At 69.4% G+C, this 13825-nt stretch carries 17 protein-coding genes; 11 read left to right on the top strand and 6 right to left on the bottom strand.

The features are described 5' to 3' along the window. Window positions 1–3 precede the first annotated feature (3 nt). A complete protein-coding gene (locus ACV7GQ_RS12085) occupies window positions 4–726 on the bottom strand; it encodes a Yip1 family protein (RefSeq protein WP_470310489.1) in 723 nt (240 codons plus the stop codon). A gap of 99 nt (window positions 727–825) precedes the next feature. Between ACV7GQ_RS12085 and pth2 the strand changes: the two genes are divergently transcribed. The 3 genes from pth2 (at window position 826) to psmB (ending at window position 2669) form a co-directional block, all read left to right on the top strand. After that, complete coding sequence (pth2, locus tag ACV7GQ_RS12080; RefSeq protein ID WP_470310488.1) at window positions 826–1164, top strand: peptidyl-tRNA hydrolase Pth2; 339 nt, start codon at window positions 826–828, stop codon at window positions 1162–1164. 78 nt (window positions 1165–1242) lie between these two features. Next, complete coding sequence (psmA, locus tag ACV7GQ_RS12075; RefSeq protein WP_470310487.1) at window positions 1243–1977, top strand: archaeal proteasome endopeptidase complex subunit alpha; 735 nt, start codon at window positions 1243–1245, stop codon at window positions 1975–1977. Then, complete coding sequence (psmB, locus tag ACV7GQ_RS12070; protein ID WP_470310486.1) at window positions 1977–2669, top strand: archaeal proteasome endopeptidase complex subunit beta; 693 nt, start codon at window positions 1977–1979, stop codon at window positions 2667–2669. The genes psmA and psmB overlap by 1 nt, the downstream gene beginning before the upstream one ends. 51 nt (window positions 2670–2720) lie before the next feature. On the opposite strand, the gene ACV7GQ_RS12065 is transcribed toward psmB, so the two are convergent. Continuing rightward, window positions 2721–2891: a hypothetical protein gene (locus ACV7GQ_RS12065; RefSeq protein WP_470310485.1), complete on the bottom strand. Its 171-nt coding sequence runs from the start codon at window positions 2889–2891 to the stop codon at window positions 2721–2723. Window positions 2892–3048: 157 nt separating this feature from the next. Here ACV7GQ_RS12065 and ACV7GQ_RS12060 point away from each other — a divergent pair, with 157 nt between their 5' ends. The 3 genes from ACV7GQ_RS12060 (at window position 3049) to truD (ending at window position 6478) form a co-directional block, all read left to right on the top strand. After that, window positions 3049–4395 carry an MFS transporter gene (locus tag ACV7GQ_RS12060; RefSeq protein ID WP_470310484.1) on the top strand — a complete coding sequence of 449 codons (1347 nt, stop codon included), beginning with the start codon at window positions 3049–3051 and terminating at the stop codon, window positions 4393–4395. A gap of 54 nt (window positions 4396–4449) precedes the next feature. Then, window positions 4450–4911 (top strand): hypothetical protein, encoded by a 462-nt coding sequence (locus ACV7GQ_RS12055; protein ID WP_470310483.1) that lies wholly within the window; start codon window positions 4450–4452, stop codon window positions 4909–4911. Window positions 4912–5110: 199 nt separating this feature from the next. Then, window positions 5111–6478: a tRNA pseudouridine(13) synthase TruD gene (gene truD, locus ACV7GQ_RS12050; protein WP_470310482.1), complete on the top strand. Its 1368-nt coding sequence runs from the start codon at window positions 5111–5113 to the stop codon at window positions 6476–6478. 2 nt (window positions 6479–6480) lie between these two features. On the opposite strand, the gene ACV7GQ_RS12045 is transcribed toward truD, so the two are convergent. After that, window positions 6481–7215, bottom strand: coding sequence for a potassium channel family protein (locus tag ACV7GQ_RS12045; protein WP_470310481.1), 735 nt, complete (start codon window positions 7213–7215; stop codon window positions 6481–6483). 113 nt (window positions 7216–7328) lie between these two features. Between ACV7GQ_RS12045 and ACV7GQ_RS12040 the strand changes: the two genes are divergently transcribed. Continuing rightward, the gene (locus ACV7GQ_RS12040; protein WP_470310480.1) at window positions 7329–8057 is read left to right on the top strand and encodes a DUF2103 domain-containing protein; all 729 of its coding nucleotides are present in this window, start codon (window positions 7329–7331) and stop codon (window positions 8055–8057) included. A 13-nt stretch (window positions 8058–8070) separates the two neighbouring features. Here ACV7GQ_RS12040 and ACV7GQ_RS12035 read toward each other — a convergent pair whose 3' ends face one another. The 3 genes from ACV7GQ_RS12035 to ACV7GQ_RS12025 all read right to left on the bottom strand — a co-directional run bounded on the left by ACV7GQ_RS12035 (window position 8071) and on the right by ACV7GQ_RS12025 (window position 9348). Further along, window positions 8071–8412, bottom strand: coding sequence for a TfoX/Sxy family protein (locus tag ACV7GQ_RS12035; protein WP_470310479.1), 342 nt, complete (start codon window positions 8410–8412; stop codon window positions 8071–8073). Window positions 8413–8509: 97 nt separating this feature from the next. Beyond that, on the bottom strand, window positions 8510–9082 hold the full coding sequence (locus ACV7GQ_RS12030; RefSeq protein WP_470310478.1) for a hypothetical protein: 573 nt from the start codon (window positions 9080–9082) through the stop codon (window positions 8510–8512). A gap of 41 nt (window positions 9083–9123) precedes the next feature. Next, the gene (locus ACV7GQ_RS12025; protein WP_220616951.1) at window positions 9124–9348 is read right to left on the bottom strand and encodes a hypothetical protein; all 225 of its coding nucleotides are present in this window, start codon (window positions 9346–9348) and stop codon (window positions 9124–9126) included. Window positions 9349–9469: 121 nt separating this feature from the next. On the opposite strand from ACV7GQ_RS12025, the gene ACV7GQ_RS12020 reads away from it, so the two are divergent. The 4 genes from ACV7GQ_RS12020 (at window position 9470) to ACV7GQ_RS12005 (ending at window position 13780) form a co-directional block, all read left to right on the top strand. Beyond that, window positions 9470–9778 (top strand): 50S ribosomal protein L37ae, encoded by a 309-nt coding sequence (locus tag ACV7GQ_RS12020; protein WP_470310477.1) that lies wholly within the window; start codon window positions 9470–9472, stop codon window positions 9776–9778. A gap of 26 nt (window positions 9779–9804) precedes the next feature. Then, window positions 9805–9939 carry a DNA-directed RNA polymerase subunit P gene (locus tag ACV7GQ_RS12015; RefSeq protein ID WP_166968497.1) on the top strand — a complete coding sequence of 45 codons (135 nt, stop codon included), beginning with the start codon at window positions 9805–9807 and terminating at the stop codon, window positions 9937–9939. Beyond that, window positions 9936–10184: a KEOPS complex subunit Pcc1 gene (locus ACV7GQ_RS12010; RefSeq protein ID WP_470310476.1), complete on the top strand. Its 249-nt coding sequence runs from the start codon at window positions 9936–9938 to the stop codon at window positions 10182–10184. The genes ACV7GQ_RS12015 and ACV7GQ_RS12010 overlap by 4 nt, the downstream gene beginning before the upstream one ends. Window positions 10185–10288: 104 nt before the next feature. Beyond that, complete coding sequence (locus ACV7GQ_RS12005) at window positions 10289–13780, top strand: PAS domain S-box protein (protein ID WP_470310475.1); 3492 nt, start codon at window positions 10289–10291, stop codon at window positions 13778–13780. The last annotated feature ends 45 nt before the right edge of the window (window positions 13781–13825 follow it).

The following is a 13825-nucleotide window of genomic DNA, read 5'->3' as shown; positions in this document are numbered from 1 at the left end:
TGCCTACGAGAGTATCACCGGCACGGTCGCCACGACCACGCCGACGACCACCGCCGCCCGACGACTGAGTTCGTGGGCGACCCGCAGGCCGCCGGTCCAGAGGAACGCCTGCCAGGCCGCGCCGGCAATCTGTATCAGCAGGAACGTAAGCCCCGAGACGCCCGACTGGAGCGTTCTGACCTCCGAGAGGAGCGTCTCCGGTGTCGCACTGGCGAGGTCGGCCTGCGCGGCGAAGTAGACCAGCGCCGCACCGGCGGCGGCCGTCACGAACGCCGTCGGGACGAGGCCCCACGCGGCGACTTCCATCGTCTCCCCGAAGCGTCCGGCACCGTCGCCCAGCATCGCACCGACGTGGAGCGCGACGGCGAGGCCGAACCAGACGACCAGCACACCGACGAACAGCCACGGGAGCGTGCCCGTTATCTCCTCCCAGAGGAGCGTGCTGACCTCGACGGTCGTCGTCGCCGGTTCGTCACAGCCACTCGGGGTCATCCCGCCGACGCCGCCGTCCTCGCAGAACGTGTCTCCGGGGTAGGCCGGGTTGTCGACGGTCGCGCTGCCGGTGAACTGCTGGCTGAACAACCGGAGCGCGACGCCGAGGACGAGGACTATCAGGAGCGCGAGCGCGGCGGCGAGGCCGGCCCCGCGCAACCCGCTCAACCGGTCCGCTCGCCGCTCGAAGAACGCGCCGGGCCGCGTGACGAACGTCGTGACTGTGGAGGGCATCCCCGGGCAGTCCACACCCACACGGTAAGTGCCCTGTGGTACGTGCAACCGGTCGGGTACTCCGACGGGCGTTTAAGTCCGGGTCGCTACGTGTGGTGTATGAAGCAGGCCATCGTCGCCCGGGCCGACCTCGGTATGGGCGAGGGCAAACTTGCCGCGCAGGTCGCCCACGCCTCGCTGTCGGCCTACGAGGACGCCGGTCGGACGGCCCGCAACGCCTGGAAGGGCGAGGGCCAGAAGAAGGTGGTCCTGAAGGCGACCGGCGAGTCCGAGCTGTTCGAACTCGCCGACGTCGCCGAGCGCGAAGGCCTGCCGCATGCCATCGTCAGGGACGCTGGCCACACGCAGTTGGACCCCGGGACGGTCACCGCCCTCGCGGTGGGGCCGGCCGAGGACGACCTCGTGGACCGCGTCACCGGCGACCTCTCGCTGTACTGAGGGCAGCGGAGACGACATCGACGATGTCGTTATATACTAGAAGCCCTAACCTCAGGTGAATAACAGAGAACACCCACAATGCAAGGAAACGAACAACAGGCGTACGACCGCGGGATAACCATCTTCTCGCCGGACGGGCGCCTCTATCAGGTCGAGTACGCTCGTGAGGCAGTCAAGCGAGGGACCGCGAGTGTCGGCGTCCGGACCGCCGACGGCGTCGTGCTGGCGGCCGACCGCCACGCCCGCTCCCCGCTCATCGAGCGCGACAGCATCGAGAAGATACACGAGATCGACGACCACGTCGGCGTCGCGAGCGCCGGCCACGTCGCCGACGCCCGCCAGCTCATCGACGTCGCCCGTCGACAGGCGCAGGTCAACCGCCTCCGCTACGACGAACCGGCGAGCGTCGAGTCCCTGACCAAGGAGGTCACCGACTACATCCAGCAGTACACCCAGACCGGCGGCGCGCGCCCGTTCGGGGTCGCGCTGCTGGTCGGCGGCATCGAGGACGGCGAACCGCGCCTGTTCGAGACGGACCCCTCGGGGACGCCCTACGAGTGGCAGGCCGTCGCCATCGGCGGCAACCGCGAGGACCTCCAGACCTTCCTCGAGGACGAGTACGCCGATGAGATGGACCTGGAAGGCGGCGTCGAACTGGCGCTGCAGGCGCTGGCCTCGGTCAACGACGACGGCCTCGACGCCACCGGCGTGGACATCGCCACCGTCGACGTCGAGACGGAGACGTTCACCAAACTCGGCGAGGACGACATCGCCGGTCGTATCGAGGAGTTCGAACTCGGAGGTGACGAATGATGTACGACCCCGACGAGCGTCTCACCGACGCCTACGAACCCGAAGTCGGCACGCTGCCGAACGACGACGGCGGCCGCGACGAGGAGACGGTCACCAAGACGGGGACGACCACCGTCGGTATCAGCACCGAGGAGGGCGTCCTCATCGCGACGGACCGCCGCGCCTCGCTGGGCGGTCGGTTCGTCTCGAACAAGAACGTCCAGAAGGTCGAGCAGATTCACCCGACGGCGGCCATGACGCTGGTCGGCAGCGTCGGCGGCGCCCAGTCGTTCATCCGCTCGCTGCGCTCGGAAGCGAACCTCTACGAGGTCCGCCGCGACGAGCCCCTCTCCATCCACGCGCTGGCGACGCTGGCGGGTAACTTCGCCCGCGGCGGCCCGTTCTTCGCCATCAACCCCATCATCGGTGGGGTCGACGAGGAGGGCAGCCACGTCTACAGCGTCGACCCGGCCGGCGGCGTCCTGCAGGACGACTACACCGTCACCGGCTCGGGCACCATGGTCGCGACGGGGACCATCGAGGGCGAGTACGACCCCGAGATGAGCCTCGAAGACGCCCGCGCGCTGGCCATCCGCGCCGTGCAGTCGGCCGCAGAGCGCGACACCGGTTCCGGGAACGGTATCGTCCTCGCGGAGATCACCGAGGACGGCGTCGAGATCGACCGCTTCGACGACTACGAGTCCGCGGCCTGACGACGCGTCAGGACCGCAGTCTACGCTTTTCGCGCCGGTCGTGAGCGCCGCTCAGCGCGGCACGTCGACCCACCCGCATATCCACGACTCGTCGACGTCGGGGCGGTAGGCGACGGTGCGCCCGCTGAACTCGGTTATCTCGACGTCGCTGTCGCGCCACCGTTCGACGCGGTCGGCCATGTCGTCGCGTCTGCGGTCGTGTGCGTGTTCGGGTTCGGTCACGGTCCTCGCTCGGCCGGACCTCTGTCGCCCACCGTCCTCGTTATGGAGCTGCTAACCTCAGTTCGAGTGGCGGGTACCGAACCCGTACATAGCGGTATATAGCGCCTGAGACCGACAGAACGCAGGTATAAGTGCCGGCCGTGTCTTACTCCGGCCGATGGCCACGGACCGCGCCGACGACGACGTCGACCTGCTCGACGCGTTCCGGCAGTTCTTCGCACTCGAACGGGACGTCCTCGTCCTCTCGCTGTCGATGCTGGCGTTCTCGCTGGCCTTCCAGATGACCAGCCGGTACGTCCCCGAGTACATGCGCCTGCTGGGTGCGAGCGCGGGCGTCATCGGCCTCTACGGCAGCGTCGGGAACCTCATCAGCGCCGTCTACCCCTACCCGGGCGGGGCTCTCTCCGACCGTCTGGGCTCCCGGTTCGCGCTGACGGCCTTCGCCGTCCTCGCCACCGTCGGCTTCGGCGTCTGGTACCTCGCCGCCGTCGTCGGCACCGTCGCCGTCGGTCCGCTGACGGTCCCCGCGTGGGCGTTCGTCTTCCTCGGCCTGTTTCTGGCACAGGCGTGGAAGTCCTTCGGGCTGGGGGCGACGTTCGCCATCGTCAAGCAGAGCGTCCCGCCCGAGCGCCTCGCCATGGGATTTGCCAGCACCGAGGTGTTCCGCCGCCTCGGGTTCCTCGTCGGTCCGCTGGTCGCCGCCGGCCTGCTCGCCGTCTCGGCGACGTTCGTCGGGGGCTTCCAGCTCGTCCTCCTCGTCGCCGTCGCCTGCGGCGCGGTGGCGACGGTGGCCCAGCACGTCCTCTACGACGCCGGCGAGGACACGCTGGGCAAGTCCTTCGAGGGGGTCCAGCAGGTCCTCGACGACCTGCGCGGGATGCCCGCGACGCTGCGCCCGCTACTGGTCGCCGACACGCTCGTCCGGTTCGCCAACGGCATGGTGTACGTCTTCTTCGTCATTGTCGTCACGGACTTCCTCGCGGTGGGGTTCACCGGCTTCGGGTTCGACTTGCGACCGGACGCCTTCTTCGGCGTCCTGCTGGGCGTCGAGATGGTCGTCGCCATCGTCTCGATGGCGCCCGTCTCGAAGCTCGCCGAGTACGCGGGCCTGAAACCGGCCGTAGCGCTGGGATTCTCGGTGTACGCCCTGTTCCCGCTGGTGCTCATCTACGCGCCGGCCGACCAGTGGGTACTGCTCCTCCTCTTCGCGTACTCGGGCCTGCGCTTCGCCGGCCTGCCCGCCCACAAGGCGCTCATCGTCGGCCCGGCCGAACGGGACGCCGGCGGCCGCGTCACCGGGACGTACTACCTCGTCCGGAATACGCTCGTCATCCCGAGCGCCGCGCTGGGCGGGTGGCTCTACGGGAGTTCGTGGGCCGTCGACGTGGCGTGGGTCACCCTCCGCGCCGGCCCGGAACTGGCCTTCGGCCTCGCCACGGCCGTCGGCGTCGTCGGCGTCGCGTACTTCCTCGTCTTCGGCGAGGAGTTCGAGGCGTACGCGTGACGGACTGACCGGCAGGTTGAGGGGCGGGGCGGCCGATACGTACGGTGTCGACGCATGGAACGGAACAGACAGGTGGCCGTGTTCGCCGTCGCCGTGAGCGCCCTCGGCGCAGTGCTCGCGTTCGCTATCGAGGCCGACCTCGGCCTCGCCGACGGCATCTGGTATCCCATCGTGTACGCGTGTGTCCCCGCAGTCGCGGCCACGGCGGCCTTCGCCCGCGAACGGCCGGGCGGGAGCCCCGTTCTCGTGGCTACGGTCGGTGGCTGGCTACTCGTCACGTCGGTGGTAGCGCTCGCCGGGTTCGTCGTCCTCACGCTCGGCTTCCCGCCGGCGACGGTTCGACCACCGGTCGTCGCGCTGGGGTTCGTCCTCGCCCTCTATCTGGGCTTCCTGCTGGTCCCCGTCGCGGCGGCGGTGGTGGCCGGCCGAACCCGGGGTATCCGGGCCGTCGGGACACTCGCTCTCGCCCCGGTGGGCCAACTGCTCGTCGGCGCCGTGCTCATCTTGCTTCGGTGATACAGGGACTGACGGCCCCGCTGAATCCGCGCTCTACCGTTCGTAGTGCCCGGTCACCTCGACGGTCCCGTTTTCACGAACCGGCAACGCTACCCTTCGGCGCAACCACCGTCTCTCCGACCGCCACTCGCTGCGTGTCCATCCCCTCTCACAAGCGACGAACGCCAACGCTAAACCCGCGCCGACGAACAGACCACCAATGCGCGAGGCCCACACCATCGAGCAGGTGGTCGGCATGGAGTACTACGTCAGCGACGCCGACGGTGTGGGCGGCCGTCTCAGAGCCTCGCCCGAGGACTTCCGGGTCACCGAACTGGAGGCCTTCGACACGTCGCCGGTCGACGCCGACACCGGTGCCTACCCCCATCTGGTCCTCCGCGTCGAGCTGCACAACTGGGACACCAACGACTTCTCCAGCGCGCTCTCGGACCGACTGGGCATCTCCCGCGAGCGCGTCTCGTGGGCCGGAACGAAGGACAAGCGGGCGGTCACCCGGCAGCTGTTCTCGGTGAAGGGTATCGCTCCCGCGGACGTACCCGAGGTGGACGGCGCCGACGTCGAGGTGGTGGGCCGCGCCGGCCGGCCAGTGCTGTTCGGCGACCTCGCGGGCAACGCCTTCGACATCGTCGTGCGTGACGCCGAACACCCGGAGAACGCCGCGAGCGTGCTGGCCGACCTGCGGGCGTTCGCGGGCGAGGACTCCGAGGGTATCGACGGCGACTCGCTCCCGGACGGCGAGTCGACCGTCGGGGTCCCCAACTTCTTCGGCCAGCAGCGGTTCGGGTCGCGCCGGCCGGTCACCCACGAGGTCGGACTGGCTATCGTCCGCGAAGAGTGGGAAGACGCCGTTCTCGCCTACGTGGGCAACCCGCACGAGCGCGAACCGGCGGACACGCGGGCAGCCCGTGCCTACGTCGACGAGACCCGCGACTGGGCGGGGGCGCTGGACCGCCTGCCGCGGGCGCTGGGCTACGAGCGGTCGATGTGCCACGCGCTCGTCGAGAACGGGGCCGAGGACCCCGCAGACTTCCGTGCGGCCGTCGAGGCGCTCCCGACGAACCTCCAGACGCTGTTCGTCAACGCCGCCCAGTCCTACGTGTTCAACCGCGTCCTCTCGGAGCGACTGGAACGGGGGCTGCCGTTCGACCATCCCGTCGAGGGCGACGTGGTGTGCTTTGCCGATAGCGAGGCGCCCGAGGGACTGCGGCTCCCCGACCCCGACCGCACCCAGCGTGTCACCGAGAAGCGCCTGCGGACTGTCGAGCGCCACTGCGAGCGCGGCCGGGCGTTCGTCACCGCCCCCCTCGTCGGCACCGAGACGACACTGGCCGACGGTGAACCCGGCGAGATAGAGCGCGAGGTGCTGGCCGACGTGGGCCTCGAACCCGCCGACTTCGACCTGCCCGGCGAGTTCGACAGCGAGGGCACGCGGCGGGCCGTCATGGTCCGGACCGACCTCGGCGTCGACCGCGACGGCGACGACCTGACGTTCTCGTTCTCGTTGCCGAAGGGCAGCTACGCGACGGTCCTCCTGCGGGAGTTCCGCAAGACCGACCCGGGCGCGTGAGCTCAGAACCCCTCGACGACGTCGACGCCGCTGACGACTTCGGGGATGACGACGACGTCGGCCCCCGCGTGGCGGGCGGTCGGCTCGTACATCTCGTCGCCCACGCGGACGACCAACTGCGCAGCCGGGGCCATGTCGTCGGCCGTCACCGCTATCTGGATGTTCGCGCTGGAGTCGTCGATGGCGGCGACGACCATGCCGGCCCTGTCGACGCCGGCGTCCCGTAGAACGGACTCGCGGCGTGCGTCGCCGCCGACGACGAGGGCCTCGTCGTCCATCCGGTCGCGCTTGTCGGCGTCGTTCTCGACGACGACCACGTCCCAGCCGCGGTCGCGGAGTCCGTCCGCGACGGTCCGACCGAACATCCCGTAGCCACAGATGACGACGTGGTCCGAGAGGTCGGCTATCGCTCGCTCGGTTTGCATTCTCTTGAATCTCTCCTGCAGGCGGCCGTCGAACGCGGCGTCGAGCGCCGACTCGCCGACCCAGAGCCCCGCGAGGACGAGCGCGGTGAACACGACGACGGAGAACGCCTTCGTCGCTCGCTCGGGGCCCTGGTGGTGCTCGAAGTACAGTTCGATGCTCGTCGGGTCGACGAGCCAGAACGCGGCGTCGACGACCGAGACGCCGGTCAGCAGGACGAACCCGACCACGCTGCCGACCGTCGTCGCCCCGAACGCCGCCAGCGGACGCGCCGCTACCCGGACACGCTCTCGGACCGAGTCGACGGGTCCCACGGCCACTTGCGCCAGTTGGACCGACGACACATAAGGGTTGGTACGCTATCACGTCCCATCCGGTGGCCGCGAAACCGTCCGGCTTATCCGGCCGACACTCCCTACGTCCACCCATGGACTGCCGGCAGTGTGCGACGCCGCTGGACCGACCGGGCGACTACTGTCTGGTCTGTCACACTGCCAACACCGAGGCGGTCGTCCTCGAACTCGGCCGCGACCGGGCGACCGTCTCCTGTATCGCCGACGAGTCTGTCGTCGGCCAGCGTACGGTGACGACGACGCCGGAGGGCGAGGACGGCGACGAGAAGGCCGTCGTGGAGCTGCGTAACTTCGCCGGCCTCGTCGCCGACGAGGTGCGCCGCAAGCGCCCCGAGGAGGTGTATGTCACCGGCGACCGGGACGTCATCGCCGCCGTCCGAGGCCAGCTACACCACGAGTTCTTCCGCGTCGAGGGCGACGACCCCGTCCAGCGGGTGCTGGACCGGCAGGGCGAACCCGCCCTCGAGGTCGTCGACGCCGCGCCGGCCGAGAAGCTGGGCGGGAGCCACTCGACGCTCATCGGCGGCCGCTCCGGCCAGCGGGTCATCCACACTGTGGCCGGCCACCCGCACGTCAAGAAGGTCATCCCCGGCCCCATCGACGCCGGCGGGTCGAGCTCGCCCACGGGCGTGCGAGCGAAGGCGACGCGGGCCGACACCAACGGCAACGTCCGCGTCCTCATCCGGGACGGCTCCAGCGTGCAGGAGAACCGCGTCGTCACGACGGCCGGCGACCGGGAACTCGGCGAGCACGTCCGGGACGACCTGAACGAGGCCCTGCGGGACGCCGAACTACAGGACTGACGCCGGCGAGCGCTCAGGCGGTCTCTTCGAGCGCCGACTCGTAACTGGCCCTGACGAACGGTGCGAGCCGTTCGACCCCGTCTCCGTCGACAGTCACGTGTACCCACTTCGACACCGTCCGTTCGCCCGCCTGAAACGGCCCCGTCTCGAACGCCGCGTCCAGTTCCGGCCGGTCTGCCTCGGGGAGCCGCGTGAGTGCGACGCCGCCGGAGACGACGACGGCGAACAGCGTCCCGTCGGCCAGATACGACGGACAGCCGAACATCGTTCGTTCGGTCACCGCCGGCCACTCCGTGACGAGGCCGTCGAGGGCGGTCTTCAGCGCCGCGTCGGTATCCGGGTCGTAGTACGTCATGTGGTGGCTCCGTGTACCCGTGAGTACGCCCGCTCCCACGATAGGTGCTGTGACGCCCGCTAGGTGGCCGACCGCGTTCGCACCGGGGAGCGCGTGGTTACGACAACTGCCGCGCGTCGAGCGTCAGCGGGACCACGTGGAGCAGTCCCAGCAGGAGGAAGGCGACCGGTTCGACCAGCGAGAAGCGTACGTTCCCGACGAGGAGGACGGCCAGTGCGACGACCCCAGAGAGGCGGTAGGCCCGGCCCCGTTCGGCGTGCTCGGGCCCCGACAGCAAGATGCCCGTCCAGCAGTACCCCACCGCGGCGGCGCCGGCCCACGCGTGCCAGAACGCCAGCGGCTCGGGGACGAGTCCCGCGAGGCCGGCCAGCGTCAGCACCATCGCCGTGCCGTTGACCGCCCCCCAGACGAACATCGCGTCGGAGAAACGCACGGTGTCGGGGCCGTGCAGGACCGTCGCGCCCGCGAACGCGCCCACGAGGACGACCCACAGCGCCGTCGCGCTGAGCGCGGCGTTCGGGAGGTCGAGCCACGCGAGCACCTGCGTCCCGCCCCAGCCCAGCGCCCCCGCGGCGGCCCCGGCCAGCAGGAACGCCGGTTCGGTGAGCCGCTCGCTCGTCGCGGGGGCGACCTCGCGGAGACGACTCCGGACGTCGTCGGCCAGTGCCATCGCTGGTCGTTCGCGGTCGACGGTAATGGGTGTGGCTGTCCCTACGTCAGCTCTGCGGCGAGCAGGAGGACGCTCGGTGCCACCAACAGGACGACGCCCACGAACATGAGCAGCGCCGGGAGCACGAGCAGCCCCATCTCGGTGAACAGCCAGAGCCCGAGCCCCGCGAGCAGTGCGACGAGCCCGACGAGGCGTAGTAGCCATGTGACGACTCCCTCGAGTTCGGAGTCTGCGACGACTTCGACGACTTCGAGTGCTTCGTCCATAGCACCAGCACTGTTTACCGTGGCGACGTTTAGTCGCTGTGGCCACGGTTCCGTCGCTCGGCCGGTCGCCGCGGGTGTGAGTCCCTGACGCAGTTCGTTTCACACTCGTCTCGAAGGGCTTATGTGGCCGCTGGGCCGACCAGAGAGTACTATGGCCAACAAGAGAGGACGAACCGGGAGCGCCGGCCGATTCGGCGCTCGCTACGGTCGCGTCGCTCGCCGCCGCGTCGCCGAAATCGAGTCGGAGATGAACGAGGACCACGCCTGTCCGAACTGCGGCGAGGACCGCGTCGACCGACAGGGGACCGGCATCTGGCAGTGCAGCTACTGTGACTACAAGTACACCGGCGGGAGCTACAAGCCCCAGACGCCCGGTGGCAAGACCGTCCGCCGTTCGATCCGCGCCGCGCTGGCCGAAGACGAGGAGTAAAGGGCCTCGACGCCCACCTATCTGGTATGAGCTACAAGTGTTCACGCTGTAAGCGCGACGTAACACTCGACGAGTACGGTGGCGTCCGCTGTCCGTACTGTGGCCACCGCGTCCTGCTGAAGGAGCGGTCGCCCGACGTCAAAGAGATCGACGTCAAGTGACAGCGCCTCACCGAACCGTTCTCACGTTCGACTACCCCGACGCGGAGCGTGCCCGCCGCGTCGAGCGGAGCCTCCGTCCGGAACTCGGTGCCATCGACGGCGACCGGACGACGGCGACGCTGACCCGCGACGGCGCGACGCTCGAGTTCACCGTCGCGGCCGCGGACCTCGTCGCCCTCCGTGCCGGCTGTAACACGTGGCTGACGCTGACGAGCGTCGCCGAGTCCGCCGGTGCGGCGCGGTGACACGCGCCGTCGGCCGGTTCTGCTATCGCCTCTGATAAATTGACCGACAGTATATAGTTGTCAGAGGTGGTGCGTCTGCCCAACGTGAGACGGCGGACCACCTCATGACAGACCACTCTCAGTCCCGGACTGTGGCCACGGATAGCCAGCAGACAGAGCGGACCACTATCCTGTACGTCGACGCCGACCCCGCGACGCGCGAACGGACGCGGGCCGAGATGACTGAGTCCCGGTCCGATATCGACGTCGCCGCCGTCGGGAGTACCGACGCGGCCCTCGAGGTCGGGGCGGCGACGCCACCCGCGAGTCTCGTCGTCGACCCCGTGGGTATCGAGGGGGCTGACCGGCTCGTCGACACTTTCGACTGCCCAGTGGTACTGTACTCGACACGGGACCCGGCGGACGTCGACGAGGCGCTGGTCGACGCGGCGACGACGGTGGTCGAGAAGGGGGCTGACGCGAACGAGTCGTTCCTCGCGGAGAAGGTCGGTAGCCTCGTCGAACCGTCGGTGGACCGGTCGAGCCACGCCGTCCGGACCGCGGCCGACGACGTCGCGTCCCGCGCCGACGAGGGTGACCTGACGGTGCTGGTCGACGACGCCGGGGACCCGGTCTGGTCCCGCGGGACCCTCGACGGCATCGACGACGTCGACTTCGAGACGACGAACGTCTACGACGCGGTGGCGACGCTGGCGTCGGAGACTGCGGCCGAGGGCGCGGCGGAGCGCCTCCGGGAGGACCCGACGGACCCGGTGACGGTCCGTGTCGAGACGGACCGGGAGGACCGACATCTCCGGTGTCGGGGCTACGACCTCCCGGCCGCCGCGGGGTCGCTCCGCCTCTTCGAAATCGAGGACATCACCGCCGAGGCCCGTCGGGAGGCGAGACTGTCGCTGCTCGAAGAGCTCACCGAACAGGCCCAGGACGGGCTGTACACGCTCGACGAACGCGGCGTCATCGACTACTGTAACGCGTCGTTCGCCGAGATGCTTGGCTACGAGCCGGCGGAACTGATCGGGAAACACGCGGCCGAGACGCTCGCGCCCGGCGAACTGGCGACGGGTCAGGAGACCATCGAACGGTTGCTCGCGGACGAGGCCGACGGCACGAGCGTCGACCTCACCTTCCGGTGTAAGGACGGGACGGAGCGGGAGGTGTCCATTCACTACACGCTGCTCCGGGACGACGACGGCACGTATCGCGGCCTGCACGGCGTCGCCCGGGACGTCACGGAGCGACGCGAACGCGAGCGCGAGCTCAGGGAACGCACGAAACTGTTCGAACAACTCGTCGACCACTTCCCGAACGGCGGGGTGTTCCTCTTCGACGAGGCGTTCCGGTACACGGAAGCGGGCGGCGAAGACTTGCGCGGCCTCGGATTGAATTCGTCGGATTTCGTCGGGCAGACCCCACGGGATATCTTCCCCCCGGAGAACGCCTCACTCCTCGAAGAGGCGTACGAGGCGGCCTTCGAGGGGCGGACCAGCGCGTTCGTCGACGAGTACCGGGGCTCCCACTACTACGTGCAGGTGATTCCGATACGCGACGACGACGGTTCGGTCATCTCGGGCATGGCCGTCGCGCAGAACGTCACCGAGCGGGTGGAGTACGAGCAGGAACTCGAACAGTCGAACACGCTCCTGTCGACGCTGCTCGACGCCCTCCCGGTGGGCATCCTCGTCGAGGACGACGACCGCGAGATACTGACGGCCAACCAGCGACTCGTCGACGTCTTCGACCTCCCCGGGTCGGCCGAGGACCTCGTCGGCACGGACTGTTCGGTCGCCGCCGAGCGGGTGAGCCAGGAGTTCGCCGACCCCGAGTGCTTCCGCGAGGAGATAGAGCAGTTGCTGGCGGACCGCTCGACCGACCTCCGGACCGACCTGGAACTGAGCGACGGGCGGACGATACAGCGGAGTTACATCCCCATCGACCTGCCGGACAGCGAGGGGAACCTCTGGCTCTACCGGGACGTCACCGAGCAACGGGCCAGTGAGCGGGAACTGGAGCGGACGACCGAGCGCCTCGAGCTCGCACTGGAGGGGGCCGAACTGGGCGTCTGGGACTGGAACGTCGAGACCGGCGAGGTCACCTTCGACGAGCGCTGGGCCGAGATGCTCGGCTACTCGCTGTCGGACATCGAGCCGCGCCTCGAGACCTGGGACGAGCTGGTCCACCCCGACGACGTCGACCGCGCCTGGGACGCTATCCAGGCCCACTTCGACGGCGAGACGGACATCTACCAGTGTGACCACCGCCTGCGGACCAAGGACGGCGACTACAAGTGGATACGGGACATCGGCCGGGTGTCCGAACGCGACGAGGACGGGACCCCGCTCCGGGCCGTCGGTATCCACCAGGACATCACCGAGCGAAAGCAGCGCCAGCAGGAGCTCGAAGCCCAGCGTGACGACCTGGCGACGCTCACACAGGTCCACGTCCTCATCCAGGACGTCATCCGGGCGCTGGGGACGGCGGCGACCCGAGACGAGATCGAGACGACCGTCTGCAACCGACTGGTCGAGTCGGAGTTCTACGAACTGGCGTGGATCGGCGAACGTGCGGGGCCGGACAACCGGATCACCAGAGAGGCGGTCGCCGGCGACGACGACGGCTACCTCAACATCGTCGCCGACCGCTCGACGCCGTCGGACCGGGCACACGGGCCCGGGACCGTCGCGCTTCGGACGGGCGACGTGCAGGTCGTCGACGACATCGCCACCGACGAGCGGCTGGCCGGCTGGCGCGACGAAGCGCTCGGCCGTGACTACCTGTCTGCCGTCGTGGTCCCGCTCCAGCACGACGACGTCGTCCACGGGGTCCTCGTCGTCTACGCCAACCGCGTCGACGCGTTCAGAGACCGCGTCGTGGACGCGTTCACGGTGCTCGGCGACATGGTCGGGTTCGCCTTCACCGCCGTCCAGAACAGACGGCTCCTGACGCACGACCGGGTCCTCGAGATGGAGTTCGAGTCCGAGGACCGGGACGCGTATCCGATAGTCGTGGCCGACCGACACGACTGCCGGCTCGAAGCGGCGGGCAGCGTCGACGTCGGCGACGAGGCCCTCCAGTACATCCGCGTCGACGGTGCCCCGCCGGCGGACGTCCTCGAGAGCCTGTTGGCGTTCGAGCCGGTGCTCGACGGCCGCGTCATCCGGACCGGCGAGGACGGGGGCGTCCTCGAGCTTCGCACCACCGAGACCTACCAGTCGCTGCTCCTCGACGTCGGTGCGCGACTCGTCGACGCGGTCGCGGAGCCGACTCGGCTCTCGATGCTCGTCGAGGCGCCGACTGACGCCGACCCGCGGACGATACAGGAGGTCCTCTCGGCCCAGCACGGCGGGTTCGACCTCGTCGCGAAGCGGGAGCGCGAGCACCGACCGACGACCGCCACGGACGACTCGCCGCTCCGAGACCAGTTGACCGACCGGCAACTGGAGGTCCTCAGGGCGGCCTACCTCGCCGGCTACTACGAGTGGCCGCGGGACACGACGGCCGAGCAGCTGGCCGAGACGCTCGACATCTCCTCGCCGACCCTCCACCAGCACCTGCGACGGGCCGAACGGAACCTGTTGGACGCACTGCTGGACGTCTGACCGTAGTGGTCCGAACCGACGGCCCGCCGCACGCTCTACCTAGAC

The organism is Haloarcula sp. MBLA0163 (assembly GCF_055632435.1).
This window is presented reverse-complemented; position numbering and strand designations above follow the sequence as displayed.

What these genes read in the sequence shown, in the direction of transcription:
- ACV7GQ_RS12085 (WP_470310489.1), bottom strand. Translation starts at nt 726, where the DNA reads ATGCCCTCCACAGTCACGACGTTCGTCACGCGGCCCGGCGCGTTCTTC.
- pth2 (WP_470310488.1), top strand. Translation starts at nt 826, where the DNA reads ATGAAGCAGGCCATCGTCGCCCGGGCCGACCTCGGTATGGGCGAGGGC.
- psmA (WP_470310487.1), top strand. Translation starts at nt 1,243, where the DNA reads ATGCAAGGAAACGAACAACAGGCGTACGACCGCGGGATAACCATCTTC.
- psmB (WP_470310486.1), top strand. Translation starts at nt 1,977, where the DNA reads ATGTACGACCCCGACGAGCGTCTCACCGACGCCTACGAACCCGAAGTC.
- ACV7GQ_RS12060 (WP_470310484.1), top strand. Translation starts at nt 3,049, where the DNA reads ATGGCCACGGACCGCGCCGACGACGACGTCGACCTGCTCGACGCGTTC.
- ACV7GQ_RS12055 (WP_470310483.1), top strand. Translation starts at nt 4,450, where the DNA reads ATGGAACGGAACAGACAGGTGGCCGTGTTCGCCGTCGCCGTGAGCGCC.
- truD (WP_470310482.1), top strand. Translation starts at nt 5,111, where the DNA reads ATGCGCGAGGCCCACACCATCGAGCAGGTGGTCGGCATGGAGTACTAC.
- ACV7GQ_RS12040 (WP_470310480.1), top strand. Translation starts at nt 7,329, where the DNA reads ATGGACTGCCGGCAGTGTGCGACGCCGCTGGACCGACCGGGCGACTAC.
- ACV7GQ_RS12035 (WP_470310479.1), bottom strand. Translation starts at nt 8,412, where the DNA reads ATGACGTACTACGACCCGGATACCGACGCGGCGCTGAAGACCGCCCTC.
- ACV7GQ_RS12030 (WP_470310478.1), bottom strand. Translation starts at nt 9,082, where the DNA reads ATGGCACTGGCCGACGACGTCCGGAGTCGTCTCCGCGAGGTCGCCCCC.
- ACV7GQ_RS12025 (WP_220616951.1), bottom strand. Translation starts at nt 9,348, where the DNA reads ATGGACGAAGCACTCGAAGTCGTCGAAGTCGTCGCAGACTCCGAACTC.
- ACV7GQ_RS12020 (WP_470310477.1), top strand. Translation starts at nt 9,470, where the DNA reads ATGTGGCCGCTGGGCCGACCAGAGAGTACTATGGCCAACAAGAGAGGA.
- ACV7GQ_RS12015 (WP_166968497.1), top strand. Translation starts at nt 9,805, where the DNA reads ATGAGCTACAAGTGTTCACGCTGTAAGCGCGACGTAACACTCGACGAG.
- ACV7GQ_RS12005 (WP_470310475.1), top strand. Translation starts at nt 10,289, where the DNA reads ATGACAGACCACTCTCAGTCCCGGACTGTGGCCACGGATAGCCAGCAG.